Raw genomic sequence first — 22,050 nt, forward strand, 5'->3', positions numbered from 1 at the left:
ACGTCACGCCGTGGTCGTTGACCGCCACGCCTGCAGTCTCATCCGACCGGGGCGGGCTCGCGCGGGCGGGTCGGCCGGCCACCCCACCAGGGTGCCTGGGCCAGCAGGTACAGCAGCACCCCGACCAGGAGCAGCAGCCCGGCCCGCAGCCAGGTGACGGCCTCCTGCTGCGAGAGCAGCAGCAGGCACGAGCCGATCGCGAGCACCGGCAGGACGACGGGTGCGGTGAAGTGCTCGGCGGCCACCCGGTCGCGGCGCAGCACGAGCACCGCGACGTTCGTGCTCAGGAAGACCAGCAACAGCAGCAGGACGACGATGTTCGCCAGCGCCCCCAGGTCGCCGACCAGGGTCAGCGCCATCGCCACCGCGGTGGTGACCACGATCGCCACCCACGGGGTGCGCCGGACCGGGAGCACCCGGCCCAGCGCCGCGGGCACGAGCCGCTGCTCGGCCAGCCCGAACGCCATCCGGCTGGCCATGATCATGGTGAGCAGGGCGCCGTTGGCGACGGCGATCAGCGCGATGGCGCTGAACAGCTGGTCGGGCACCGCCACCCCGCTGGCCTGCACCACGGCCAGCAGCGGGCCCGTCGAGGCGGCCAGCTCATCGGCGGGCAACACGATCGAGGCGACCAGTCCGACGAGCACGTAGACGACCCCGGCGGTGAGCAGGGCACCGAACAGCGCCCGCGGGTAGACCCGCCGCACGTCGCGCACCTCCTCGGCGACGTTGGCCGAGACCTCGAAGCCGACGAAGGAGTAGTAGGCCAGGATCGCCGCGGCCAGCACCGCCGTGCCGGGCGCGACGCCGTCGGGGAACTGCACCACCCGGCCCGGGTCGCCGTCTCCGCGGCCGAGCACGATCGCACCCAGCACGACGACCAGCAGGAGCCCGGACACCTCGACCACGGTCATCACCACGTTGGCCCGCACCGACTCCTGGATGCCGCGGGCGTTGAGCAACGCCACCAGCAGCAGGAACACCAGTGCGGCCGGCACCGCCGGGACGTCGAGGAAGACGCCGAGGTAGTCACCGGCGAAGGCCAGGGACAGGCCCGCGGCGCTGGTGACGCCGGCGGCGAGCATGCAGTAGCCGACCAGGAACGACAGCAGCGGCTTGCCGAAGGCCCGCTCGGCGAAGACGGCCGAGCCGCCGGCCGGGGGTACTTGGTGACCAGCTCGGCGTAGGAGGCGGCGGTGAGCAGCGCCAGCAGCAGGGCGAGCAGCATCGGCACCCAGATCGCGCCGCCGGCCTCGCCGGCGATCTCCCCGACCAGCGCGTAGATCCCGGCGCCGAGGACGTCGCCGAGGATGAACAGGTAGAGCAACCGGCCGCTGATCGCCCGGCGCAGCGCGGTGTCGTCGCCGCCGGCTGCGCCGGTCTGCTGATCTTGGTGCTGGGTCACCGGCCGAGTCTGGGTGGGTGCTCGGGCAGCGGCAACCGGAGTCCCGGCCCTTCCGGGTGAGCCGACCGAACCGGACATGCCGGCGGTGGACGTCGTCGTCCGCGCGGCGATCCGCGACCTCCGCTGAGGCGGGTCAGCCCTTCTCGGCCGCGGCCCGGTGGGCCTTGACGACCACGAGCACGTCCTCGCTCTGCAGGGTGCCGATCAGCGGGTCGTCGAAGCGCAGGGTGCGCCCGCCGCGGGCCACCGACAGGACGACGTCCCGCAGCTGACGCGGCGCCAGGCCGACCTCGGACTGGGTGACCGTGCGCTGGGCCAGGTCCAGCCCCCGCCCGCTGGTCAGCAGGTCCTCGACGACCGCGACCACGCCGGGCTGGTCGGTCGAGAGACCGAGCAGCCGCCCGGAGGTGGCCGAGGAGGTGATCACCGAGTCGGCGCCGGACTGGCGCAGCAGGCTGGCGTTCTCCTCCTCGCGGACGCTGGCGGTGATCGGCACCGTCGGGTTGAGCTGCCGCACGGTCAGGGTGATCAGCACGGCGGCGTCGTCGCGGTCGGCCGCCACGATGACCGCCCGGGCCTTCTCCACCGACGTGCGGCGCAGCACCTCCATCCGACCGGCGTCACCGAGCACGCCGGTGAACCCGGAGGCGGTGGCCTCGTCGATGGCCTGGGGCGAGGGGTCGACGACGAGGATGTGCTCGGCGTCGGTGCCCGTGCTGAGCAGGGCGCGGATGGCGCTGCGGCCCTTGGTGCCGTAGCCGCACACGATGACGTGCTGGCGCACGCGAGACCTCCAGCGTCGGATCTGGAACTCCTCCCGGGAGCGCGCGGTGAGCGCCTCCAGGGTGGTGCCGATCAGGATGAGCAGGAACGTGATCCGCAGTGGGGTGATCACGAGGATGTTGACCAGCCGGGCCCCTGGCGTCACCGGGACGATGTCGCCGTACCCGGTGGTGGAGAGCGTGACGGTGGCGTAGTACGTGGCGTCGAGCACGCTGATCTCGCCGCCCTGGTTGTCCGCGTAGCTGTCCCGGTGCAGGTAGACGATCAGCACGGTGGCGGTCAGCACGATGGCGGCGATCAGCACCCGGCGCCAGACCTGCCGGGCCGGGGACTCCTCGGTGTGCGGCAGGTGGACGCCGCTGTGGTCCTGGTTCACCATGTGCCGTTCACCGGACCGGCTGCTCGCACGTCACCGGCGGGACGATAGCTGCCGTCGCTGGGTGTCGCGGGGTGGCCGGGCGCTCAACCGCTGGTGTCGGCCGCTCCGTGGTTCGGCTGCGGCCCGCCGTCCCGGCCCACCCCGGGTGGTGGCTGGACGGCGGCCAGCACCCGCTCGAGCAGGCCGTGCAGCGTCGCCGCCTCCGCCTCGGTCAGCCCCAGGACGGCGGGGCGGCCCAGCTCGGCCAGCACCGGGCCGGCCGCCAGCAGCGCCCGGTGCCCGGCCTCGGTGAGGTGCACCTCGGACCTCTGCCCGCGGCGGACGGGACCGGGCCGCTCGACCCAGCCGGCGTCGACCAGCCCGTGCAGCAGGGTGCTCATGCTCTGCGGTGTCAGCTGGAGCCGGCGGGCCAGCTCCGCCGAGGTGAGCGTGCGGGCGCGGGCCAGGTGGACCAGCACCACGAAGGTGTGCGGCCGCAGCCCGACGGTGGCCAGCTGCCGGGAGAAGAGGGCGTTGACCGCGGCGCCGGCCCGGGCGAGGGCGTAGGCGGGGATGCCGGCCGGGTCGTCGGCGAGCCAGCGCGGCAGCTCTGCCCCCGGATCGACCCCGTCCACTGGCTCCTCCACGCAGGACACCGTAGGTTGCCGACGGAGCATCAGTCTCCTGATGGTCGGGGTCGAGGAGGAGAAGATGGGCGCACTGGCCGACTGGGTGCTCGGGCACCGCCGGATCGTGGTGCTCGCCTGGCTGGCGCTCGCGGTGGTGGGCGGTGTGCTCGCGCCGACCACGATCGACCGGCTGGGCTTCGACTTCTCCACGCCCGGCCAGCCGGCCTACGAGGCGAACCAGGCCATCACCCAGCAGTTCGGCAACGGCGGGGGTGTCGACCCGTTGGTGGTCACCGTCCCCCTGCCCGAGGGCAGCACCGTCGCCGAGAACCGGGACGAGCTCGCGGCCGTCGTCGACCGGCTGCGGCAGCCCGGCTGGCGGGTGGCCAGCCCGCTCGACGAGGGCGCGGCCGCCGACGTGCTCGCCGCCGACGGCACCGCGGTCGCGCTGGTGTGGCCCCCCGCGGTCGAGGGCCCGGCGCCCTACGCGGCCGCGCTGCCCCAGCTGGAGGGAGCGCTGCAGGGGGTCACCGTGGCCGGGGCCGAGCCGGTCGTCACCGGCACCCCGGTGCTGGCCGAGGGCGGCGGTGAGGAGCGCCCGATCATCGTGGAGATCGCCCTCGGCGCCGGCGGGGCGATCGTCGTCCTGGCGCTGGTGTTCGGCTCGCTGCTGGCGCTGGTGCCGCTGCTGGTCGCCGCGGTGGCGATCACCACGACCTTCCTGCTGGTGCTCGTCCTGACCACGGTCACCGACGTCAGCTTCATCGTGCAGTACCTGGTCGGGCTGATCGGCCTGGGCGTGGCGATCGACTACTCGCTGCTGGTGGTCATGCGCTGGCGCGAGGAGCGCGCCGCTGGCGCCGACGACCTGGTCGCGGTGCGCACCGCGATGACCACCGCCGGGCGGGCGGTCGTGTTCAGCGGGGTCACCGTCGCGATCTCGCTGCTGTCCCTCGTGGTGCTGCCGCTGCCCTTCCTGCGCACCGTCGGCTTCGGTGGGCTGTTCATCCCGCTGGTCAGCGTGCTCGTCGCGCTCACCCTGCTGCCGGTCGTGCTGGCCTCGGTCGGGCCCCGGCTGGAGTGGCCGCGGCGCCGGCTGCGCGGCACGGAGAGCCGCACCTGGCACCGGATCGGGACGGCGGTGGTGCGGCACCGCTGGGTCTCCGCAGCGTTGGCCACCGCGCTCCTGCTGCTGCTCGCCGCGCCCGTCCTCGGCATCAAGCTGGGCACCCCGCAGGTCTCGGCCATCGCCACCGGGTCGTCCCCGGCGGCGACCGCCTTCCAGCAGCTCACCGGCGACGGCCTGCTGGAGGGGCTGGCCCGGCCCGTGGAGGTGCTCACCGACGACCGCGCGGCCGCCGTCGAGCGGTTGTCCGAGGTCGCGGGGGTGGCCGGGGTGCTGGCGCCGGCGGGGGAGTCCTGGGAGCAGGACGGGACGGGGCTGGTGGACGTGGTCCTCGCCGACGACCCGTCGTCCACGGCCGGCCGGGAGGCGCTCACCGCCGTCCGGGCGGCCGCCGACGAGCTCCCCGGCGCCCGGGTCGGCGGCACCGCGGCCGGCGACGCCGACTCGGTCGAGGCGATCTACGGCAACGCCTGGTGGGTGCTGCCGCTGGTCGTCGTCATCACCTTCGCGCTGCTCGCCCCGGCGCTGCGCTCGATCTGGCTGCCGGTCAAGGCACTGCTGCTCAACGTCGTCTCGATCGCGGCCGCCTACGGGATGACCGTGTGGATCTGGCAGGAGGGGAACCTGACCGACCTGCTCTTCGGCGCCTCTGCGACCGGCACGCTCACCTTCTGGGTGCCGGTGGCCGCGTTCTCGTTCCTGTTCGGGCTGTCGATGGACTACGAGGTGTTCATCCTGTCCCGGATCCGGGAGGGCCGGGACGCGGGGATGAGCACCGACGAGGCGACCGTGCACGGCGTGGCGTACAGCGGCCGGCTGGTCACCTCGGCGGCGCTGATCCTCTTCCTGGCCTTCGTCGCGCTCTCCACGGTGCCGGTGGTCGACGTGAAGATCTTCGCCACCACGCTGGCCCTCGGCATCCTCCTCGACGCCACCGTGGTGCGCGGGGTGCTCACGCCCGCGCTGGTCGCGCTGTTCGGCGACGTCAACTGGTGGTGGCCGTTCAGCCGGTCCCGTCGGCGGCCGGCCCATGCGCGCCCGCGGCACGCTCACGCGCACTCAACTCGCGCTTGAGCACCTTCCCGGCCGGCGACACCGGGAGGGCGTCGACGAAGACGACGTCCCGCAGCCGCTTGTACGGCGTCACCTGCTCGTTGACCACCGCCATCACGCCCGCCGCGGTCAGCGCGGCACCGGCGTCGTCGGCCCGGCGCACCACGTAGGCGACCGGCAGCTCGCCGGCCTCCGGGTCGGGCCGGCCGACCACCGCGGCGGCCGCCACCCCGGGGGTGCCGAACAGGATCTCCTCCAGCTCGCGCGGGAAGACGTTGTAGCCCTTGTAGAGCAGCATGTCCTTGGTGCGGTCGACGATCGCCAGGTAGCCGTCGGCGTCGAGCACCCCGACGTCGCCGGTGTGGAACCAGCCGTCGGGGTCGATCGACTCCGCCGTCGCATCCGGGCGCCCGGCGTACCCGCGCATCACCTGCGGGCCGCGGATGCACACCTCGCCGCGCTCCCCGGCCGGCAGCGGGTCGCCGCCGCCGAGCGGGCGGATGCTGATCTCGGTGTCCGGCAGCGGGACGCCGACCGTGCCGGCCTTGCGGATCCCCGAGGTGTGCGGCGGGTTGCCGGTCGCCATCATCGTCACCTCGGTCAGCCCGTAGCCCTCTGCGATCACCACCCCGGGCACCAGTGCCGCCATCCGCTCGATCAGCGGCACCGGCAGTGGCGCCGCACCGCTGGGGAAGTCGCGCACGCTGGACAGGTCGGCCTCGGCGATCCCGGGGACCTGCAGCAGCGCGACGAACACCGGTGGCGCCCCGCCGATGCTGGTCACCCGGTACCGGACGGCGTCGGCCAGGTAGTGCGCCGGGTCGAACCGGTCGTGGACCACCACGGTCGCGCCGGTCAGCACCCGCCCGTTGAGGTACCCGATCACCCCCATCGCGTGGAACCACGGCGTCAGGTTGATGATCGTGGCGGTGCCCAGCCGGGTGGGGTGCTCGGCCGGGCTGCCGAACTGGTCGAGGGTGACGTCGCCCTCGGCGTCCAGCGCCGGCACCGAGCCGGTGCTGAAGCAGGCCGACTGGAGCACGTTGGTGACCACGGCCCGGTGCGGCAGCTCCACGCCCTTGCTCACCCCGGTGGTGCCGCCGGTGTAGGCCAGGTGCGCCAGGTCGGTGACCGGGTCGAGGTCCGCGTCGCGGTGGGCGTCGGTCGGGTCGGCGGCCAGCAGGTCACCGAGGGAGACGGCGTCCGGCAGGTCGGTGAGGTCGACGGCGGCGGACGGGTCGGCGATCTGCTGCGGGCCGGTGACCACCACGGTCTGCACCGCGGTGCCGGCCAGTGCCGCGCGGACGACGGGCAGCACCGGCTCCCAGGTGACCAGCGCCCGGGCGCCGGCGTCGGCCAGCTGGTGCGCCAGCCCGGCCGGCGGCAGCAGCGGGTTGGTGGGGGAGAAGGTGGCCCCGGCCAGCAGCACGCCGTAGTAGACGGCCGGGTACTGCAGGCAGTTCGGCAGGTGCACGGCCACCACGTCGCCCCGGCCGATGCCGCGGGCGGCGAGCCCGGCGGCCACCGCGTGCGCCCGGCGGCCCAGTTCGGTGAACGACAGCTCCACGTCGTGGTGGACGAAGGCCGTCCGGTCGCCCCAGCGGCGCACCGCGGCCCGCAGCACCGAGCCGACCGGGAGGAGCGGGTAGTCCAGCGAGCGGGGCAGCCCGGGGGGCCAGGGGGACCGCTCGGCAGACGGCTCGGTCGGTGTCGTGGTGGTGCCGTGGGCCTGCGTCGTCGTCATCCGTCGTCCTCCCGCGCAGCGTCGTTGCCGGGGCCCAGGGTGGCGTACGTCACCCTCCGCGTCGAGACCGACATCGTGCGTCAGGATGGCCTGATGAGCTCTCAGCGCACGGCCCTGGTCCTCGGTGGCGGCGGCATCACCGGCATCGCCTGGGAGATCGGGGTCGTCGCCGGGCTCGCCGAGGCCGGCATCGACCTGAGCACGGCCGACCTCGTCGTCGGCACCTCGGCCGGCTCGGTGGTCGGCGCCCTGCTCACCACCGGCGCCGACGTCGAGTCGTTGCACGCGCGACAGCTGGAGCCGGTCGGTCCGAACGAGCGCGCCTCCCGGCTGGGCCGCGGCACGCTGGCCCGCTACGGGCTGGCCATGCTGCTGGCCCGCCGCGACGACGTGGCCTTCCGCCGCCGGATCGGGCAGCTGGCGCGCACCGCCGCCGACACCGGCCGGACGCCGTCGGAGGAGGAGCGCCGGGCCGCGATCGAGTCCCGGCTCGCCGGGGCGCAGTGGCCCGACCGGCCGCTGGTGGTCACCGCGATCGACACCGCCGACGGTGAGTTCACCACCTTCACCCGGAAGTCCGGGGTCGACCTGGTCACCGCCGTGGGCGCCAGCTGCGCCGTCCCGGGCGTCTACCCGCCAGTGACCGTCGGCGACAAGCGCTACATGGACGGCGGCATGCGCTCCACGGCCAACGCCGACCTGGCCGCCGCCTACGACCGGATCGTGGTGATCGCTCCCCTGCCGCGCGGCACCGGCCCGATGGCCAGCGTCGACGCCCAGGTCACCGGCCTGGTCAGCCGGGTCGCCGTCGTCTCCCCGGACGCGGCGAGCCGGGCCGCCATCGGCAAGAACGTGCTCGACCCCGCCGCCCGCGCGCCATCGGCCCGGGCCGGGCGCGCCCAGGCGGCGAGCGTCGCCGCCCGGGTCGCCGACGTGTGGCAGGGCTGACCCATGCCGACCGGACGAGAGGACAGGCCATGACCGCACCAGTGCTCACCGAGGTGACTGACGGGGTCGGGGTGCTGACCCTGAACCGGCCGGCGGCGAAGAACGCCGTCGACCTGGCGACGACCGAGGCCCTGGCGGCCGCGATCGACGAGTTCGAGGCCCGCGACGACGTCGCCGTCCTGGTGCTGACCGGCGCCGGCGGGACCTTTTGCGCGGGCATGGACCTCAAGGCCTTCGCCCGCGGCGAGCGCCCGCGGATCGAGGGCCGCGGGTTCGCCGGGCTCACCGAGGCGCCGCCGGCCAAGCCGCTGATCGCCGCGGTCGAGGGCTGGGCGCTGGCCGGCGGCTGCGAGCTGGCGCTCTCCGCCGACCTGGTGGTGGCCGCCCGGGACGCCCGGTTCGGCATCCCGGAGGTCAAGCGCGGGCTGTTCGCCGCCGGCGGTGGGGTGCTCCGACTGGCCAAGGCGCTGCCCTACCAGCGCGCGATGGAGATGGCGCTGACCGGTGACCCGCTGCCCGCCGAGGAGGCGCACCGGTTCGGGCTGGTCAACGTCCTCACCGAGCCCGGGGGTGCGCTGGCCGGGGCGCGGGAGCTGGCCGCGCGGATCGCGGTCAACGGCCCGCTCGGGGTCCGGGCCAGCAAGCAGCTGATCGCCGGGTCGGTCGGCTGGACCGACAGGGCCGCGCTCGAGGCCCAGCGGGAGCTGGCCGACCAGGTGTTCGGCTCGGCCGACGCACTGGAGGGCGCTCGCGCCTTCGCCGAGAAGCGCGCCCCGGTGTGGCGCGGGGAGTGAGTCCCCGGGCGCGGCGGTGACCCGCTGACGCGACCCGCCGGGCGACCCGCCGTGGACGGTGGTGGGCTTCACCCGTTGTTCGCCGGGCATTGCCTGTGCGGGGGCTGTGGTCCCACTGTGCTGACGGGCGGGCCGTCGGCGAGGGTCGCCGTCCGAGCCCGTGGGAGTCCCGATGAGCCGTACGTCCCGGCTGTCCGCCGCTGTGCTGACAGCGCTGCTCGCCGTCCTGCTGTCCCTGGTGGTCGCCCCGGCGTCCTCGGCCACTGCGCCGAGCGGTGCCGACCACGGAGTCGATCCCGCCGAGGACCTGCTGGTCATCGGTCACCGCGGCGCCTCCGGCTACCGGCCGGAGCACACGCTGGCCTCCTACGAGCTGGCCGCCCGGATGGGCGCGGACTACATCGAGTGCGACGCGGTCAGCACCGCCGACGCGGTGCTGGTCTGCCGGCACGAGAACGAGATCTCCGGCACCACCGACGTGGCCGACCGCCCGGAGTTCGCCGACCGGCAGACGACCAAGACGATCGACGGGGTGGAGCTGACCGGCTGGTTCACCGAGGACTTCACGCTGGCGGAGCTGCAGACGCTGCGCGCGGTCGAGCGGCTGCCCGAGCTGCGGGAGGAGAACACCCTCTACGACGGCCTGTTCGCGGTGCCGACGCTGGACGAGTTCCTCCAGCTGCGCGAGGACCTCAGCCGGGAGCTGCGCCGGGAGATCGGGGCCTACATCGAGACCAAGCACCCCACCTACTTCGACGGGATCGGGCTCTCGCTCGAGGAGCCGCTGGTGGCCGACCTGCGCGAGGCGGACCTGGACCGGCGCCGTTCCCCGGTGTTCCTGCAGTCGTTCGAGACGACGAACCTCCGGGAGCTGGACGCCGCCGGGGTGAAGGTGCCGCTGGTGCAGCTGCTGTCGGCCAGTGGCGCCCCGGCCGACCTGGTCGCCGCGGGCCTGCCGTACACCTACGCCGACCTGTCCACCGCGGTCGGGCTGGCCGTGATCTCCCGGTACGCCGACGGGGTGGGCCCGGAGAAGTCGCAGGTGATCCCGCTGGCCGAGGACGGGACGCTGGGGGAGCCGACGTCCTTCGTCGCGGACGCCCACGCCGTCGACCTGCTGGTGCACCCGTACACGTTCCGCAACGAGAACGAGTTCCTGCCGGCCGACCTCGACGAGGGGACCGACCCGGCGGCCTACGGCCGGGCGCTGGAGGAGCAGCTGGCGTTCTGGGCGGCCGGCGTGGACGGCATCTTCACCGACAACCCGGACACCGGCGTCCTCACCCGCGACCTCTTCCTGGACGCGGACGTCGAGGTGGCCCCGGCCGCCTGACGCAGCCGCGGGCGGGCCACCGGCCCGCCCGCGGTCAGGGCGCGGTGACTGACAGCTCAGCGGGCTTTCCCGACCCGGGAAGCCCGCTGTGCTGTCACTCGCTGAGTGCGGCGGCGATCCTCGCGAGCAGCTCGGCGGGGGAGTGCAGGTCCGCTGCGGTGACGAACAGGACCCGCCAGCCGGCCGCCTGCAGCAGCTCGATCCGCCGGCGGTCCGCGGCGACCCGGGTGGTGTGCCACGCGCCCTCGTACTCCAGTGCGATGCGGCGCTCCGGCCAGGCGAAGTCGACCCGCGCCAGGAACACCCGCCGTGCCGGACCACGTGCTGGGCCACCGGCGGCGGCAGCGACGACCGGCCGAGCAAGAGCCGGAGCCGGGTCTCCGGCGGGGAGGCGGCCAGGCCGTCGGCGAGAGCGCACGCCGTCCGGGCCCGGCGGCACCCGCGGCCGGTCAGCTCGGCGGCCGTCAGCCGCAGGGTCGCCAGCGTGGTGGTCCGCGCCGCCACGAACCGGTCCAGCAGGACGACGCCGTCGTCGAGGGGGAGCGTCCGGCGAGCTCCAGCGCGGTCGTCTCCGGCGCGGTCGCGCGGACTCCCTCGACGGGACGCACCCGCTCTCCGGGGAGGACGCGGCGGCGCACCGCCATCCCGGGAGCGGCGCCGCGGGGCGTCCCGGGTGCGACTGTCACCTCCACGTCGTCCTCCGGTCGGGCGAGGTCGGTCAGTCCCCAGAGCACCGCGGCGCTGCCCCCGGAGACGACGCCGTGCGGGAGCAGCAGCCGGCCCACCGCCTGCGCGCGCACCGTGTGGGTGAGGTCGAGGGCGGCGTCGGCGTAGACGTCGGGGAACAGTCGCACCCAGGCGGCACTGCGGAGGTCGTCCGGGGTGAGCAGTCCGCTGCGGACGGCTGCCGTACCGCGGAAGACGCGGCCGCGGAGTCGCTCGGGACGGCGGGTCGGGCGGGGCACCGCCGCACCCTGCCGCAGCCGGGCAGGTCGCCGCTGCCGCCGTCCACAGCCGGTGAGTGACAGCTCAGCGGGCTTCCCCGGCCCGGGAAGCCCGCTGAGCTGTCACTCGGTGCGGGCGGCTACGCCTCGTCGTTCAGGTGGCGCAGCAGGGTCTCGCCGATGTCCTGCATCGCGGCGACCTGCTCCGGGCTGAGCTGGTCGAACAGGTGGCTGCGCACGCTCTCCACGTGCACCGGGGCGGCACCCTCCAGCGCCGCGAACCCCTCGTCGGTGAGGACGGCGAGCTGCCCACGCCCGTCCTCGGGGCAGACCTGCCGGCGGACCCACCCGCGTTCCTCGAGCCGGGAGACCGCGTGGGAGAGCCGGCTGCGGGAGGACAGGCAGCGTTCGGCGAGCTGGCTCATCCGCAGCTGCCGGCCCTCGGTCTCCGACAGCTGGACGAGGATCTCGTAGTAGGCGTGCGAGATGCCCGTCTCCCGGGTCAGCTCGCGGTCGAGCCGGTCGTCGAGCAGCATCCAGCTGTACAGCCAGGCGCGCCAGGCGCGCTGTTCCTCGGCGTCCAGCCAGCGCGTCGCGGCCGGCGGGACCGGGACAGCCCGCGCCGCGGGGGACACGTCACTCGTCATGGTGCGAGGGTACTGGCGGAATACTCAAGCATTCAACTACGCTACCGCAGGACGCAGGCAGTCAAACGCTCAACCACTCGGAGGTCACCATGGCCAGCACCACCCAGATCCCCGGCTACGTCGTCGGCACGTGGGACATCGACGCCTCCCACTCCACGGTGGGCTTCTCGGTCCGCCACATGATGGTCAGCAAGGTCCGCGGCTACTTCCGCGAGTTCTCCGGCGAGATCGTCACCGCCGAGGACCCGTCGCAGTCCGCGGTGCACGCCACGATCGACATGGACTCGATCGACACCCGCCAGGAGCAGCGCGACGCGCACATCAAGTCCGCGGACTTCTTCGACACCGGCAACCACACCGTGATGGAGTTCCGCTCCACCGGCGTGCGCAACAAGGGCGAGGACTGGGTCGTCGAGGGTGACCTGACGATCAAGGGCATCACCAAGCCGGTCACCCTGGCCCTGGAGCTCAACGGCTTCGGCCCGGACGCCTACGGCGGCACGCGCGCCGGCTTCTCCGGCAAGACCTCCATCTCTCGCAAGGAGTTCGGCGTGGACATCGACATGCCGATGGACGGCGGCGGCGTCGTCGTCGGCGACAAGATCGAGGTCGAGCTCGAGATCGAGGGCGTGCTCCGCACCGCCTGAGGAAGGACCCCGTCCTCCTGGGGGCGGCCCTGACAGCAGAGCTCCCACCCGGCCGGGTGGGAGCTCTGCTGCGTCTCAGAGATGGGCGGGCAGGCGCTGGTGCCCGGTCTGCCGCCGGCCCTCGGTGAGCAGCGCACCCAGCCGCTCGCCGGTCACCGGCGGGCAGAGGTGGTGGCCCTGGGCGTAGGTGCACCCCACCCGGCGGGCCAGCTCCAGCTGCTCGGCGGTCTCCACCCCTTCGGCGAGCACCGCCATGTCCAGCGCCGCACCCAGGGCAGCGACCGCGCCGAGGAGCGCCTCGGGAGCCGTGGCGGCGGCCGGCAGGGGGCCGGCGACGAGCGCCCGGTCCACCTTGAGCACGTCCGCGGGCAGCGAGGCCACCGCCGCCAGGGAGCTGTACCCGGCTCCGAAGTCGTCGATGGCGATCCGGACGCCGTGGGCGCGCAGTGCACGGAATTGGGCCACCGCGTGCTCGGGATCGCGTGCCAGCGCCGTCTCGGTCAGCTCCAGCACCAGGCTCCCCGGGTCCAGGTCGCGCTCGGCCAGCGCCTCGAGGACGTCGTCGACCAGTGTCCCGGCGGAGAGGTGGACGGCGCTCACGTTGACCGCCACGGCCAGCTGGTGGCCCTCGGCCCGCCACGCCTCGGCCTGGTCGATCGCCGTCCGCAGCAGCCAGCGGGTGATCGGCACGATCACCCCGGTCTCCTCGGCGATCGGGACGAACCCGGCGGGCTCGAGTCGGCCGCGGTGCGGGTGGTCCCATCGCAGGAGCGCCTCGCACCCGGTCACGTCGCCGCTGGGCAGGTGCACCACCGGCTGCCAGCACACGGTCAGCTGGTCCAGCGCTGCCGCGTTCCGCAGGTGGCTGACGACCTGCCACCGGTCCTCCAGGCTCGCGCGCAGGGCCGGGGTGAAGTGCAGGTGCTGGTCCCGGCCGTCGGACTTGGCGGCGTACATCGCGGCGTCGGCGTCCCGGAGCAGGTCCTCGGGCCCGGTGTGCGCCGGGTCGGAGGTGGCCGTCCCGATGCTGGCGGTCAGCGACAGCCGGGTCCCGGCGAGCTCGAAGGGGTCGTCGAAGACCGCGCGGAACCGCCGGGCCAGCAGCTCCCCGGCCGGGGCGTCGCAGTCGCGGGCGACGACGACGAACTCGTCGCCGCCGAGCCGGCCGACCACGTCCGTGGCGCGGGTCCGCCGGGACAGCCGCGCCGCCAGCTCCTGCAGCAGCAGATCGCCGACCGAGTGCCCGAGCGAGTCGTTGACCTGCTTGAACCCGTCGACGTCCAGGTACAGGACGGTCACCGGGCCGCCGTCCTCGGCCAGCGCCCCGGCGATCGTCTCGTGCAGGGCGGCCCGGTTGGGCAGCTCGGTGAGGTGGTCGTGGCGGGCCTGCCAGGCGGCCTGCTGTTCGGCGCGCACCCGGTCGGTGATGTCGGTGTGGGTGACGACGAGGCCCGGTCTGCCGTCCACCGGGAAGGCCTGCAGGTGCCACCAGCTGCCGGGCGGTGCGGTACCGGCGGCGGGTGGCGGGCAGTAGTCGAAGGAGAAGGACGGCGCCCGCCGCGCCAGCACCGCCTCCAGGCCCTCGACCGCGATCCGGGCGTCGGGGTCGCCCGTGGCGGCCAGGGCCCGGCAGGCGGCCAGGTAGTCGTCGCCGGTCTGGCACGCGGCCGGCCGCCCCGCCGCCGTCGTCCCCAGGGCCCACGCCGCGTTGGTGGTCAGGATCGTCCCGTCGCCGTCGAGGATGGCCGTGCGGGCCGGCAGTGCGTTGAGCACCGCCCGGACCAGCGAGGACTCCGCGGCTCGCTCCTCGTCCAGGGTGCGGCGTTCGTGCACGTCGCGGAAGAACAGGACCAGGTCGTCGAGGACGGGGTAGGTGCGCACCTCGAACCACCGGTCCAGCGGTTCGTAGAAGAACTCCAGCTGCTGGCTCTCACCCGTCGCCCGGGCCCGGCGGACCGACTCCTGCCACGCGGCACCGGGCCGGTCCGGGAACTGCGTCCACAGCACCTGGCCGACGAGCTCGGCGGCCGTCCGCTCCAGCAGCCGCTCGGCGGCGGCGTTGACCCAGGTGTAGCGGTACTCGGCGTCCAGGAAGCAGACCGCCTCGCTGATCGAGGTCAGCGCCTCCGTCGTCCGCGCGCGCCAGGACCCCTCGGCCACCCACGGTGGTGGCCCGGCGTGCTGGGTCATCGGCGACTCCTCGCACCGTCCGACGGACTCGGACGGCGAACCGTACCGCCCAGGATCACCGATCAGCCCGCGCTGCGCCCGGCCGCCGAAGGGAACCCACGGGTAGGCAGCGGGACTCCACTGCTCCCGCACGACAGTGCCGTCGTGGCCTCGACCCGGCCCACGGCGGCGCCGGTCGCCGCCGCCCGGGACCGACCCCACCGGCCCACGGACGCTGGGACACTGGGCGACATGTCGACCTCGACCCTCAGTCGCGTGCAGACCCGCTTCCCGTCGGCCGTCGCGGTGGCCGTCGGACTGGCCGCCGGGTTCGGCGTGGCCCAGGGCACCGGCGTGCGGGCGCTCGGCGGCGTCGTGTTCGCCGTGGGCGGCCTGGCCGCCGGGTGGCTCTGGTACCGCCGTCGCGGGCCGGCGATCGCCGCCGCGTTGGCGGTCGGCTACGTGGCCGCCTTCGTCCTGGCGCACGTGCTGGCGATCGGCGTCGGCTGGCCGGCCTGGCTGGCGGTCGGGCTGGTGACGGTGGTCGCCGCCGCGGTGTCCTGGGTGGTGGCGGACCGGCCGTCGTCGTGAGGCCTCGGTCCAGAGGCTCGTCCCGAGCCTGCGAGGGATGAGGGGGACCAAGGTCCTTCAAGAGTGGTAGACCGGTCACAGCCGCTCGGCAGGGGGCCGTCGTCCCTTACCATGGGAAGGTCTCGGCCGCCCGTGCCGTTGCACCTGTCGCGCGCCGCTGCGCGCAGACCCCCACGCGATCCCCTGAGGTGCCTCTCCGCATGCCCACCCGCAACGACCTGCGCAACGTGGCGATCATCGCCCACGTCGACCACGGCAAGACCACCCTGGTCGACGCCCTGCTCCGGCAGGCCGGTGCCCTCGGGCGCTCGAAGGGCGAGGGGACGGACAACGACTCCACGCAGGACCGGGTCATGGACTCCGGCGAGCTCGAGCGCGAGCGCGGGATCACCATCCTCGCCAAGAACACCGCGATCCGCCTCGCCGACGGGGACGGCAACCCCGTCGTCGTGAACATCGTCGACACCCCGGGCCACGCCGACTTCGGTGGCGAGGTGGAGCGTGCGCTGTCGATGGTGGACGGTGTCGTTCTGCTCGTCGACGCCTCCGAGGGTCCGCTGCCGCAGACCCGGTTCGTGCTCCGCAAGGCGCTGGCCAAGGGGATGCCGGTCATCCTCGCGGTCAACAAGACCGACCGTCAGGACGCCCGCATCGAGGAGGTCGTCGACGAGACCTACGAGCTGTTCATGGAGCTGCTCGAGGACGCCGGCCTGCCCGCGGAGACCCTCGAGTTCCCGATCGTCTACTGCAACGGCCGTACCGGCCAGGCGTCGCTGAACAAGCCCGAGAACGGCACCGTCCCGGACAGCCCGGACCTTGGCCCGCTGGTCAAGACGCTGCTGGACACCGTGCCGGCGCCGGTCTACGACGCCGAGGAGCCGCTGCGCGCGCAGGTCACCAACCTCGACGCCTCGCCGTTCCTGGGCCGGCTGGCGCTGCTGCGCATCCACTCCGGTGAGATGAAGCGGGGCCAGCAGGTGGCGTGGTGCAAGGCCGACGGCACCATCACCCGCACCAAGATCACCGAGCTGCTGGTCACCGAGGGCCTCACCCGCACCCCGGCCGACAGCGCCGGCCCCGGCGACCTGATCGCCATCGCCGGCATCGAGGACATCATGATCGGCGACACCCTCGCCGACCCGAACGACCCGCGCCCGCTGCCGGCGATCACCGTCGACGAGCCGTCGATCTCGATCACCATCGGCATCAACACCAGCCCGATCTCGGGCAAGTCGGGCAAGAAGCTCACCGCCCGGCTGATCAAGAACCGGCTCGACCAGGAGCTGGTCGGCAACGTCTCGGTGCGGATGCTGCCCACCGAGCGCCCCGACACCTGGGAGATGCAGGGCCGCGGCGAGCTGGCGCTGGCGATCCTGGTCGAGCAGCTGCGCCGCGAGGAGTTCGAGCTCACCGTCGGCCGCCCGCAGGTGGTCACCAAGGAGATCGACGGCAAGCTGCACGAGCCGGTCGAGCGGGTCACCATCGACACCCCGGGTGAGTACGTCGGCACCCTGACCCAGGCCCTGGCCGTCCGGCGCGGGCGGCTGGAGAACCTGGTGCACCACGACACGGGCTGGGCGCGGATGGAGTACATCGTCCCCTCGCGTGGCCTGATCGGGTTCCGCACCGAGTTCCTCACCGAGACCCGCGGCACCGGCGTGCTGAACCACAACCTCGAGGGCTACGAGCCGTGGCTGGGCGACATGCGCGCACGCCCGACCGGCTCGCTGGTGGCCGACCGCACCGGCGTGGCGACGACGTACTCGATGTTCTCGCTGCAGGAGCGCGGCCAGATGATGGTCGAGCCGGGCACGACGGTCTACGAGGGCATGGTCATCGGTGAGAACTCGCGTCCGGACGACATGGACGTGAACATCACCAAGGAGAAGAAGCTCACCAACATGCGCAAGGCCACCTCCGAGGAGCTGGAGCGGCTCATCCCGCCGAAGCTGCTCAACCTGGAGCAGGCGCTGGAGTTCTGTGCCGAGGACGAGTGCGTGGAGGTCACGCCGGGCGCGGTCCGGGTGCGCAAGGTGGAGCTGGACCAGACGATCCGCGGTCGGTCCCGGAACCGGAAGCCCAAGCCCTGACGAAGGACCCCCTCGCCCCCCACCGCTCGCAGGCTCGCGGCGGGGCCCTGCGAGGGGGCCGGACGAGCTGACCGACGCCGTCGTCCCCCTCGGGGGACGGCGGCGTTCGTCGTCCCGGGGGTCCGGCGCGCCGCGAGGTCTGCTGAGACGGGTGGGGTCTCTGTGTCGAGAGTTGCCGCTCGATCACGGTTCGTGATGGCCCGCCGAGCGAGGCGACCGGGTTCGACGGCTCTCCTCGTGGCGCGCCGGGGTGTCGCGGCGGCGGTCGTACGTTCCGGTCCGGAGAGGTGTGCTCGCCGGGGGAGGCCGGGTGCACCTGGGGGAACGGTGTGAGAGGTGGTCGGGGAGCCGATGACGGTCCAGCGGGCAGCAGGTTTCCGGAACGGGATCGACGTGCGGGTGCGGCTGCGCCCGGCGACGGCAGCGACCGACGGGACGTTCGACGGCGCGTGGTGGCCACGCAGTCGACTGCTCTCCGTCGAGCTGCGCGAGCTCGCGGCGGCGCTGCAGAGCCTGGGCGTGCGGATCGACCGCTTCACCTACGCCGTGGGCGCCTGGGACGAGCCGCCGGCCCGCAAGATGCTGATCGGCGACCGCACCGTGCGCACCGGCGGGTTCGCGAGCATGGACCAGCAGCTGGTCTCCCTGACCGTGGACGGCGAGCGTCGGGTCGACCTGCTCGTGGTGCCGCCGGAGGCCGACGCGCTCACCGGTGTCCGGGCGCTCCGGCTCGCCGGCCTGCGCGAGGACACCGGCAACCCGCAGCGCGGGCTGCTCACCGCCCCGTCCCGGCCCCAGGTCGTCCCGCTGGCCGGCGTCCGCGCCGGCTGACGAGGTCGCGCCCCCGCACCCTGAGCCGGGTCGCCGACCGTCTGGCCGTGCCGCGACGCGGCTCCCCGGACGGTGCGGCGGCTCCACCCGGACCGGCAGTGAGCCGAGAGCGAACGGGCTGGACGGCGGCCGGACGGCTGCGCTGAGGTCGGGGCATGCGACTCCTCGTCCTCGGCGGCACGCACTTCCTCGGCCGGCACGTCGTCTCCGCGGCGCTGGACCGCGGTCACGAGGTGGCCACGTTCACCCGCGGCGTCTCCGGCGCACCGCCGGTCGGCGCCCGGTCACTCACCGGTGACCGGGACGACCCCGCCGCCCTGCCGGCCGCACTGGACGGCTGGCGCCCCGAGCTGGTCGTCGACACCTCCTGCCAGACCCGCGCGGCGGCGGTACACGCAGCGGCCGCGCTCGCCGACGTCGCCGGCTACGCCTTCGTCAGCAGCCTGAACGCCTACCGGGCCTGGCCGCCGGGGCCCATTGCCGGCGAGCAGGAGCCGACCTGGGACTCCGACGAGGACACCTACGGGCCGGTCAAGGCGCACGCCGAGCGGGTGCTGGGCGCAGTGCTGGGGGAGCGGTTCCTGACCGCCCGGGCCGGGCTGATCGTCGGGCCGCACGACCCCCTGTCCCGGCTGGGCTGGTGGCTGGACCGGATCGCCGCCGGTGGGCGGGTCGTCGTCCCGGCCGAGGGGCTGGACCAGCCGATCGCCCTGATCGACGCCCGCGACCTGGCCGGTTGGCTGGTCGAGATGGCCGAGCGCGGGCAGGGTGGCCCGGTCAACGCCACCGGCCCGGCCGGGATGACGACGTTCGGCGGGCTGCTGGACACCTGCCGGGAGGTCACCGGCGGGGATGCGGAGTGGGTGCCGGTGCCCGAGGCGGAGCTGCTGTCGGCCGGCGTCCAGGAGTGGACGCACCTGCCGCTGTGGCTGGCCACCGGCGCCGCCCGCACCGCCTGGGACGTCGACACCAGCCGGGCCCGGGAACTCGGCCTGCCCTCCCGCCCGGTGCGCGACTCGGTCGCCGACACCTGGGCCCGGATGCAGACCGGTGACCGCCCGCAGCCCCCGGCCGGCCGGGAGCTGCCGGGCCTGCCTCCCGACCTGGAGCAGCGGCTGCTGACGTCTGCGGGTTGACCCACCCCCAGGTGGCTCGACCCGTCGGCTCAGCCCCGGCGGCGGACCCGCACCACCTCGTCGGCGTGGTGGTGGCCGTTCTCGCCGGCCGGCCGCGGCTGGGTGCCGGCCAGGACGACGTCCCACTCCTGCAGGTCCAGGTCGGCGAGGACGTCGGCGGCTGCGGCGAAGCGGTCCGCGCCCCACACGGCGGCGCGCTCCTCGTCGTACCCGTGACCGACCCACAGCAGCGTGCCGCCGGTGGCGACGGCCGCGGCCAGCCGGGGCACCAGCACCTGGCGCACCGCGGCCTCCGGGTGCAGGAAGTGGGCGGTGACCAGGTCGAACGCCGCGGCGGCGGGCTGCCAGGTGGCGACGTCGCCCTGCACCCAGGTCGTCCGGTCGCCGAGCCCGGCGGCGGACGCCTGGGCGGCGCCGCGGTCGAGGGCGGTCTGCGACCAGTCCAGGCCGGTCACCTGCCAGCCGCGGGAGGCCAGCCACAGGGTGTCGCCGCCCTCGCCGCAGCCGACGTCCAGGGCCCGCCCCGGGGGCAGGTCGGCCGCCTGTGCGGCGAGCGTGGGGTTGACCCGGCCGCTCCAGAGCGCCGCCGCGGCGGAGTAGCGCTCCTCCCAGGCGGCGTGGTCGTGGAGGTCGTTCGCCGGCTGCTGGTGGTCGTGCACCGTTCCTCCTCAGATCCCGTGCCGGCGGTCGCCGAGCACCTGGTCGCACAGCTCCCGCTCGACGGCGGGGGAGAAGACCCGGCGTCCGGCCACGGCCCGGCGGGTGTCCTCCATGATCAGGTCGGCGTTGACCGCCGCCCCGGCGGTGAGCCCGGCCGCGGCCGAGCTGATCACCTGGGCCTTGATGTCGGTGACGTTCCCGGCCGCCCAGACCCCGGGGACGGCGGTCGCGCCGGTGCCGTCCACCGGCACCCCGCTGCCCATCACCAGCTCGCCCATCCGCTGCTCGACCGCCTCGAGCCCCAGTGACTCCAGGACGCCGGCCCGTGCGGTGAACCGCGGGGCCACCACCACTGCGTCACGGGCGAAGACCGTGCCGTCGTCGAGCCGGACGCCGGTCAGCCGCCCGTCGGCGGACTCCAGGCCGGCGACCTCACCGACGACCACGCTGATGCCCCGCGCGGCCAGCTGCTCCCACTCGTCCTCGGTGGGCTGCGGGCCGGTGTGCAGGAAGAGGGTGACGTCGGCGCTCCACTGCCGCCACATCAGCGCCTGGTGCACACCGACGGCGCTGGTGGCCAGCACGCCGATCGCCTGGTCGCGCACCTCCCAGCCGTGGCAGTACGGGCAGTGCAGGACGGCGCTGCCCCAGAGCTCGAGGACCCCCGGGACGTCGGGCAGTTCGTCCACCAGCCCGGTGGTCACCAGCAGCCGCCGGCTGCGCACCGACCGCCCGTCGGCCAGCCGCACCTCGAAGCCGCCGTCGACCGGGGCGGCCGAGGTCACCTCACCGTCGGTGAACTCCCCGCCGTAGCCGGCCACCTCGCCCCGGCCGATCGCCAGAAGCTCGCGCGGCGGCGTGCCCTCGCGGCCCAGGTAGTTGTGCGCGTGCGCGGCTGGGGCGTTGCGGGGCGCCCCGCCGTCCACCACCAGCACCGATCGGCGGGCGCGGCTGAGCGCCAGCGCACCGCTGAGGCCGGCGGCGCCACCGCCGACCACCACCACGTCGTACTCCGTCTCCACCGTGCGCTCCTCTGCTCGGACGGCGGGTCACCGGGGTGGTGACCCGCCGGGTCCGACAGTGCGCCGGGGCAGGCGAAGCTGGCAAGGATCCTTGCCGCTACGGCAAAACCGTCAGCAGTGCGTGCGGCCCGCCGGGAGGCCGTCGGCGTCCACCGGCGCCACCTGGTTGGGGTGTGCCCGGCGCTCGGCGCGGGCCACCCGCTCCTGCTCGGCCAGCTGCTCCGCCTCGGCGACCAGCGCCTCGGCCGCCTCCTGTGCCCGCTCCCTGCGGTACTCGCGGAACGACCAGACCACCGCTGCCGCCCAGGTGACGTAGACGACCGTGAGCACCGCGTATCGGACCGGGTCGCTGGCACCGACCCAGTCGCTGCCGAGCAGGCTCGTCGCGTTGGTGGAGACGATCATCCCGCCGACCCCGGCGCCCAGCAGGCGTGGCGGGACGAAGCGGACCAGCCAGGCGGCCAGCGGTGCGGCGACCAGGCCACCGGCCAGCAGGCCGAGCACCCAGAAGGCGTTGATGCCCTGGCTGCCGAGGGCGAAGAGGAAGCCCAGGCTCGCGGCGAGGGAGACCAGGAACTCCGAGGTGTCGACCGAGCCGATCGTCTTGCGCGGCTCCATCCGGCCGCTGGCCAGGATGGCCGGGGTGCTGACCGGGCCCCAGCCGCCACCGCCGGTGGCGTCGATGAAGCCCGCGGTCAGGCCGAGCGGGGCCAGGAACCGCTTGCGCATCGGCTTGCCCAGCTGGCGCTTGTCGAGGCCGCGCAGGGTGAACCGGATCAGCAGGTAGAGGCCCAGGCCCAGCAGGATCAGCGACATCACCGGCGCGGCGATCGCGGTGGAGAGGTTCGACAGCACGGTCGCCCCGATGAAGGCGCCGATCGCGCCGGGGACGCCGATCCGGGCGACGACCTTCCAGTCGACGTTGCCGAACTTCCAGTGCGAAAGCCCCGAGGCGAGGTTGGTGCCGATCTCGGCGAGGTGCACCGTGGCCGAGGCGGCGGCCGGGTTGGTGCCGATGGCGAGCAGCAGCGTCGTCGAGGTGACGCCGTAGCCCATGCCCAGGCTGCCGTCGACGAGCTGGGCGCCGAGGCCCGCGAGGGCGAGCAGGATCAGGGTCTTCACGAGGGAGGTGCTCCGGGT

At 74.3% G+C, this 22,050-nt stretch carries 20 protein-coding genes; 9 read left to right on the top strand and 11 right to left on the bottom strand.

What is annotated here, in order from left to right; genetic code table 11:
• Positions 1-38 precede the first annotated feature (38 nt).
• From G5C62_RS01915 to G5C62_RS01925, 3 genes are all read right to left on the bottom strand, one after another.
• Entirely contained in the window at positions 39-1,238 is a 1,200-nt protein-coding gene (locus tag G5C62_RS01915) for an APC family permease (protein WP_346774110.1), read from the bottom strand.
• A 300-nt stretch (positions 1,239-1,538) separates the two neighbouring features.
• On the bottom strand, positions 1,539-2,567 hold the full coding sequence (locus tag G5C62_RS01920; RefSeq protein WP_036333323.1) for a TrkA family potassium uptake protein: 1,029 nt from the start codon (positions 2,565-2,567) through the stop codon (positions 1,539-1,541).
• Between the two features lie 83 nt (positions 2,568-2,650).
• Complete coding sequence (locus G5C62_RS01925) at positions 2,651-3,193, bottom strand: MarR family winged helix-turn-helix transcriptional regulator (RefSeq protein WP_164699802.1); 543 nt, start codon at positions 3,191-3,193, stop codon at positions 2,651-2,653.
• Positions 3,194-3,233: 40 nt separating this feature from the next.
• Between G5C62_RS01925 and G5C62_RS01930 the strand changes: the two genes are divergently transcribed.
• Positions 3,234-5,375 carry an MMPL family transporter gene (locus G5C62_RS01930; RefSeq protein WP_241175652.1) on the top strand — a complete coding sequence of 714 codons (2,142 nt, stop codon included), beginning with the start codon at positions 3,234-3,236 and terminating at the stop codon, positions 5,373-5,375.
• On the opposite strand, the gene G5C62_RS01935 is transcribed toward G5C62_RS01930, so the two are convergent.
• Complete coding sequence (locus G5C62_RS01935; RefSeq protein ID WP_164699803.1) at positions 5,305-7,098, bottom strand: class I adenylate-forming enzyme family protein; 1,794 nt, start codon at positions 7,096-7,098, stop codon at positions 5,305-5,307. The genes G5C62_RS01930 and G5C62_RS01935 overlap by 71 nt on opposite strands.
• 93 nt (positions 7,099-7,191) lie before the next feature.
• Between G5C62_RS01935 and G5C62_RS01940 the strand changes: the two genes are divergently transcribed.
• From G5C62_RS01940 to G5C62_RS01950, 3 genes are all read left to right on the top strand, one after another.
• Complete coding sequence (locus G5C62_RS01940; RefSeq protein WP_036333390.1) at positions 7,192-8,046, top strand: patatin-like phospholipase family protein; 855 nt, start codon at positions 7,192-7,194, stop codon at positions 8,044-8,046.
• Between the two features lie 29 nt (positions 8,047-8,075).
• Positions 8,076-8,840, top strand: a complete 765-nt coding sequence (locus G5C62_RS01945; RefSeq protein WP_036333319.1) for a crotonase/enoyl-CoA hydratase family protein — start codon at positions 8,076-8,078, stop codon at positions 8,838-8,840.
• 172 nt (positions 8,841-9,012) lie between these two features.
• On the top strand, positions 9,013-10,173 hold the full coding sequence (locus G5C62_RS01950) for a glycerophosphodiester phosphodiesterase (protein ID WP_164699804.1): 1,161 nt from the start codon (positions 9,013-9,015) through the stop codon (positions 10,171-10,173).
• A gap of 94 nt (positions 10,174-10,267) precedes the next feature.
• Here the strand turns inward: G5C62_RS01950 and G5C62_RS27735 are convergent, their stop codons facing one another.
• From G5C62_RS27735 to G5C62_RS01960, 3 genes are all read right to left on the bottom strand, one after another.
• Positions 10,268-10,477, bottom strand: a complete 210-nt coding sequence (locus G5C62_RS27735) for an endonuclease domain-containing protein (RefSeq protein ID WP_241175653.1) — start codon at positions 10,475-10,477, stop codon at positions 10,268-10,270.
• 160 nt (positions 10,478-10,637) lie between these two features.
• Entirely contained in the window at positions 10,638-11,138 is a 501-nt protein-coding gene (locus G5C62_RS27740) for a type IV toxin-antitoxin system AbiEi family antitoxin (protein ID WP_231557963.1), read from the bottom strand.
• A gap of 119 nt (positions 11,139-11,257) precedes the next feature.
• Positions 11,258-11,764 carry a MarR family winged helix-turn-helix transcriptional regulator gene (locus G5C62_RS01960; RefSeq protein WP_052090608.1) on the bottom strand — a complete coding sequence of 169 codons (507 nt, stop codon included), beginning with the start codon at positions 11,762-11,764 and terminating at the stop codon, positions 11,258-11,260.
• An 89-nt stretch (positions 11,765-11,853) separates the two neighbouring features.
• Here G5C62_RS01960 and G5C62_RS01965 point away from each other — a divergent pair, with 89 nt between their 5' ends.
• A complete protein-coding gene (locus G5C62_RS01965) occupies positions 11,854-12,411 on the top strand; it encodes a YceI family protein (RefSeq protein WP_164699805.1) in 558 nt (185 codons plus the stop codon).
• A gap of 75 nt (positions 12,412-12,486) precedes the next feature.
• On the opposite strand, the gene G5C62_RS01970 is transcribed toward G5C62_RS01965, so the two are convergent.
• The gene (locus G5C62_RS01970) at positions 12,487-14,601 is read right to left on the bottom strand and encodes a bifunctional diguanylate cyclase/phosphodiesterase (protein WP_164699806.1); all 2,115 of its coding nucleotides are present in this window, start codon (positions 14,599-14,601) and stop codon (positions 12,487-12,489) included.
• Between the two features lie 231 nt (positions 14,602-14,832).
• Here G5C62_RS01970 and G5C62_RS01975 point away from each other — a divergent pair, with 231 nt between their 5' ends.
• The 4 genes from G5C62_RS01975 to G5C62_RS01990 all read left to right on the top strand — a co-directional run bounded on the left by G5C62_RS01975 (position 14,833) and on the right by G5C62_RS01990 (position 19,228).
• Complete coding sequence (locus tag G5C62_RS01975; RefSeq protein ID WP_164699807.1) at positions 14,833-15,171, top strand: hypothetical protein; 339 nt, start codon at positions 14,833-14,835, stop codon at positions 15,169-15,171.
• A gap of 200 nt (positions 15,172-15,371) precedes the next feature.
• The gene (gene typA, locus G5C62_RS01980) at positions 15,372-17,261 is read left to right on the top strand and encodes a translational GTPase TypA (RefSeq protein WP_036333312.1); all 1,890 of its coding nucleotides are present in this window, start codon (positions 15,372-15,374) and stop codon (positions 17,259-17,261) included.
• A gap of 351 nt (positions 17,262-17,612) precedes the next feature.
• Positions 17,613-18,092 (top strand): DUF5994 family protein, encoded by a 480-nt coding sequence (locus G5C62_RS01985; protein WP_036333310.1) that lies wholly within the window; start codon positions 17,613-17,615, stop codon positions 18,090-18,092.
• 155 nt (positions 18,093-18,247) lie between these two features.
• Positions 18,248-19,228, top strand: coding sequence for an NAD-dependent epimerase/dehydratase family protein (locus G5C62_RS01990; protein ID WP_164699808.1), 981 nt, complete (start codon positions 18,248-18,250; stop codon positions 19,226-19,228).
• 29 nt (positions 19,229-19,257) lie between these two features.
• Here G5C62_RS01990 and G5C62_RS01995 read toward each other — a convergent pair whose 3' ends face one another.
• The 3 genes from G5C62_RS01995 to G5C62_RS02005 form a co-directional block, all read right to left on the bottom strand.
• Positions 19,258-19,887: a bifunctional 2-polyprenyl-6-hydroxyphenol methylase/3-demethylubiquinol 3-O-methyltransferase UbiG gene (locus G5C62_RS01995; RefSeq protein WP_164699809.1), complete on the bottom strand. Its 630-nt coding sequence runs from the start codon at positions 19,885-19,887 to the stop codon at positions 19,258-19,260.
• A gap of 9 nt (positions 19,888-19,896) precedes the next feature.
• The gene (locus G5C62_RS02000; RefSeq protein ID WP_164699810.1) at positions 19,897-20,910 is read right to left on the bottom strand and encodes an NAD(P)/FAD-dependent oxidoreductase; all 1,014 of its coding nucleotides are present in this window, start codon (positions 20,908-20,910) and stop codon (positions 19,897-19,899) included.
• A gap of 111 nt (positions 20,911-21,021) precedes the next feature.
• Entirely contained in the window at positions 21,022-22,032 is a 1,011-nt protein-coding gene (locus G5C62_RS02005; protein WP_164699811.1) for a sulfite exporter TauE/SafE family protein, read from the bottom strand.
• Positions 22,033-22,050 lie beyond the last annotated feature (18 nt).

This window comes from Modestobacter sp. KNN46-3, from assembly GCF_011039295.1.

Excerpts from the sequence above, each read along its gene's own strand:
- G5C62_RS01990 (WP_164699808.1), top strand. The coding sequence starts at position 18,248 with ATGCGACTCCTCGTCCTCGGCGGCACGCACTTCCTCGGCCGGCACGTC.
- G5C62_RS01965 (WP_164699805.1), top strand. The coding sequence starts at position 11,854 with ATGGCCAGCACCACCCAGATCCCCGGCTACGTCGTCGGCACGTGGGAC.
- G5C62_RS01970 (WP_164699806.1), bottom strand. The coding sequence starts at position 14,601 with ATGACCCAGCACGCCGGGCCACCACCGTGGGTGGCCGAGGGGTCCTGG.
- G5C62_RS01960 (WP_052090608.1), bottom strand. The coding sequence starts at position 11,764 with ATGACGAGTGACGTGTCCCCCGCGGCGCGGGCTGTCCCGGTCCCGCCG.
- G5C62_RS01940 (WP_036333390.1), top strand. The coding sequence starts at position 7,192 with ATGAGCTCTCAGCGCACGGCCCTGGTCCTCGGTGGCGGCGGCATCACC.
- G5C62_RS01920 (WP_036333323.1), bottom strand. The coding sequence starts at position 2,567 with ATGGTGAACCAGGACCACAGCGGCGTCCACCTGCCGCACACCGAGGAG.
- G5C62_RS01945 (WP_036333319.1), top strand. The coding sequence starts at position 8,076 with ATGACCGCACCAGTGCTCACCGAGGTGACTGACGGGGTCGGGGTGCTG.
- G5C62_RS01950 (WP_164699804.1), top strand. The coding sequence starts at position 9,013 with ATGAGCCGTACGTCCCGGCTGTCCGCCGCTGTGCTGACAGCGCTGCTC.
- typA (WP_036333312.1), top strand. The coding sequence starts at position 15,372 with ATGCCCACCCGCAACGACCTGCGCAACGTGGCGATCATCGCCCACGTC.
- G5C62_RS01930 (WP_241175652.1), top strand. The coding sequence starts at position 3,234 with ATGGTCGGGGTCGAGGAGGAGAAGATGGGCGCACTGGCCGACTGGGTG.
- G5C62_RS01985 (WP_036333310.1), top strand. The coding sequence starts at position 17,613 with ATGACGGTCCAGCGGGCAGCAGGTTTCCGGAACGGGATCGACGTGCGG.
- G5C62_RS01975 (WP_164699807.1), top strand. The coding sequence starts at position 14,833 with ATGTCGACCTCGACCCTCAGTCGCGTGCAGACCCGCTTCCCGTCGGCC.
- G5C62_RS01935 (WP_164699803.1), bottom strand. The coding sequence starts at position 7,098 with ATGACGACGACGCAGGCCCACGGCACCACCACGACACCGACCGAGCCG.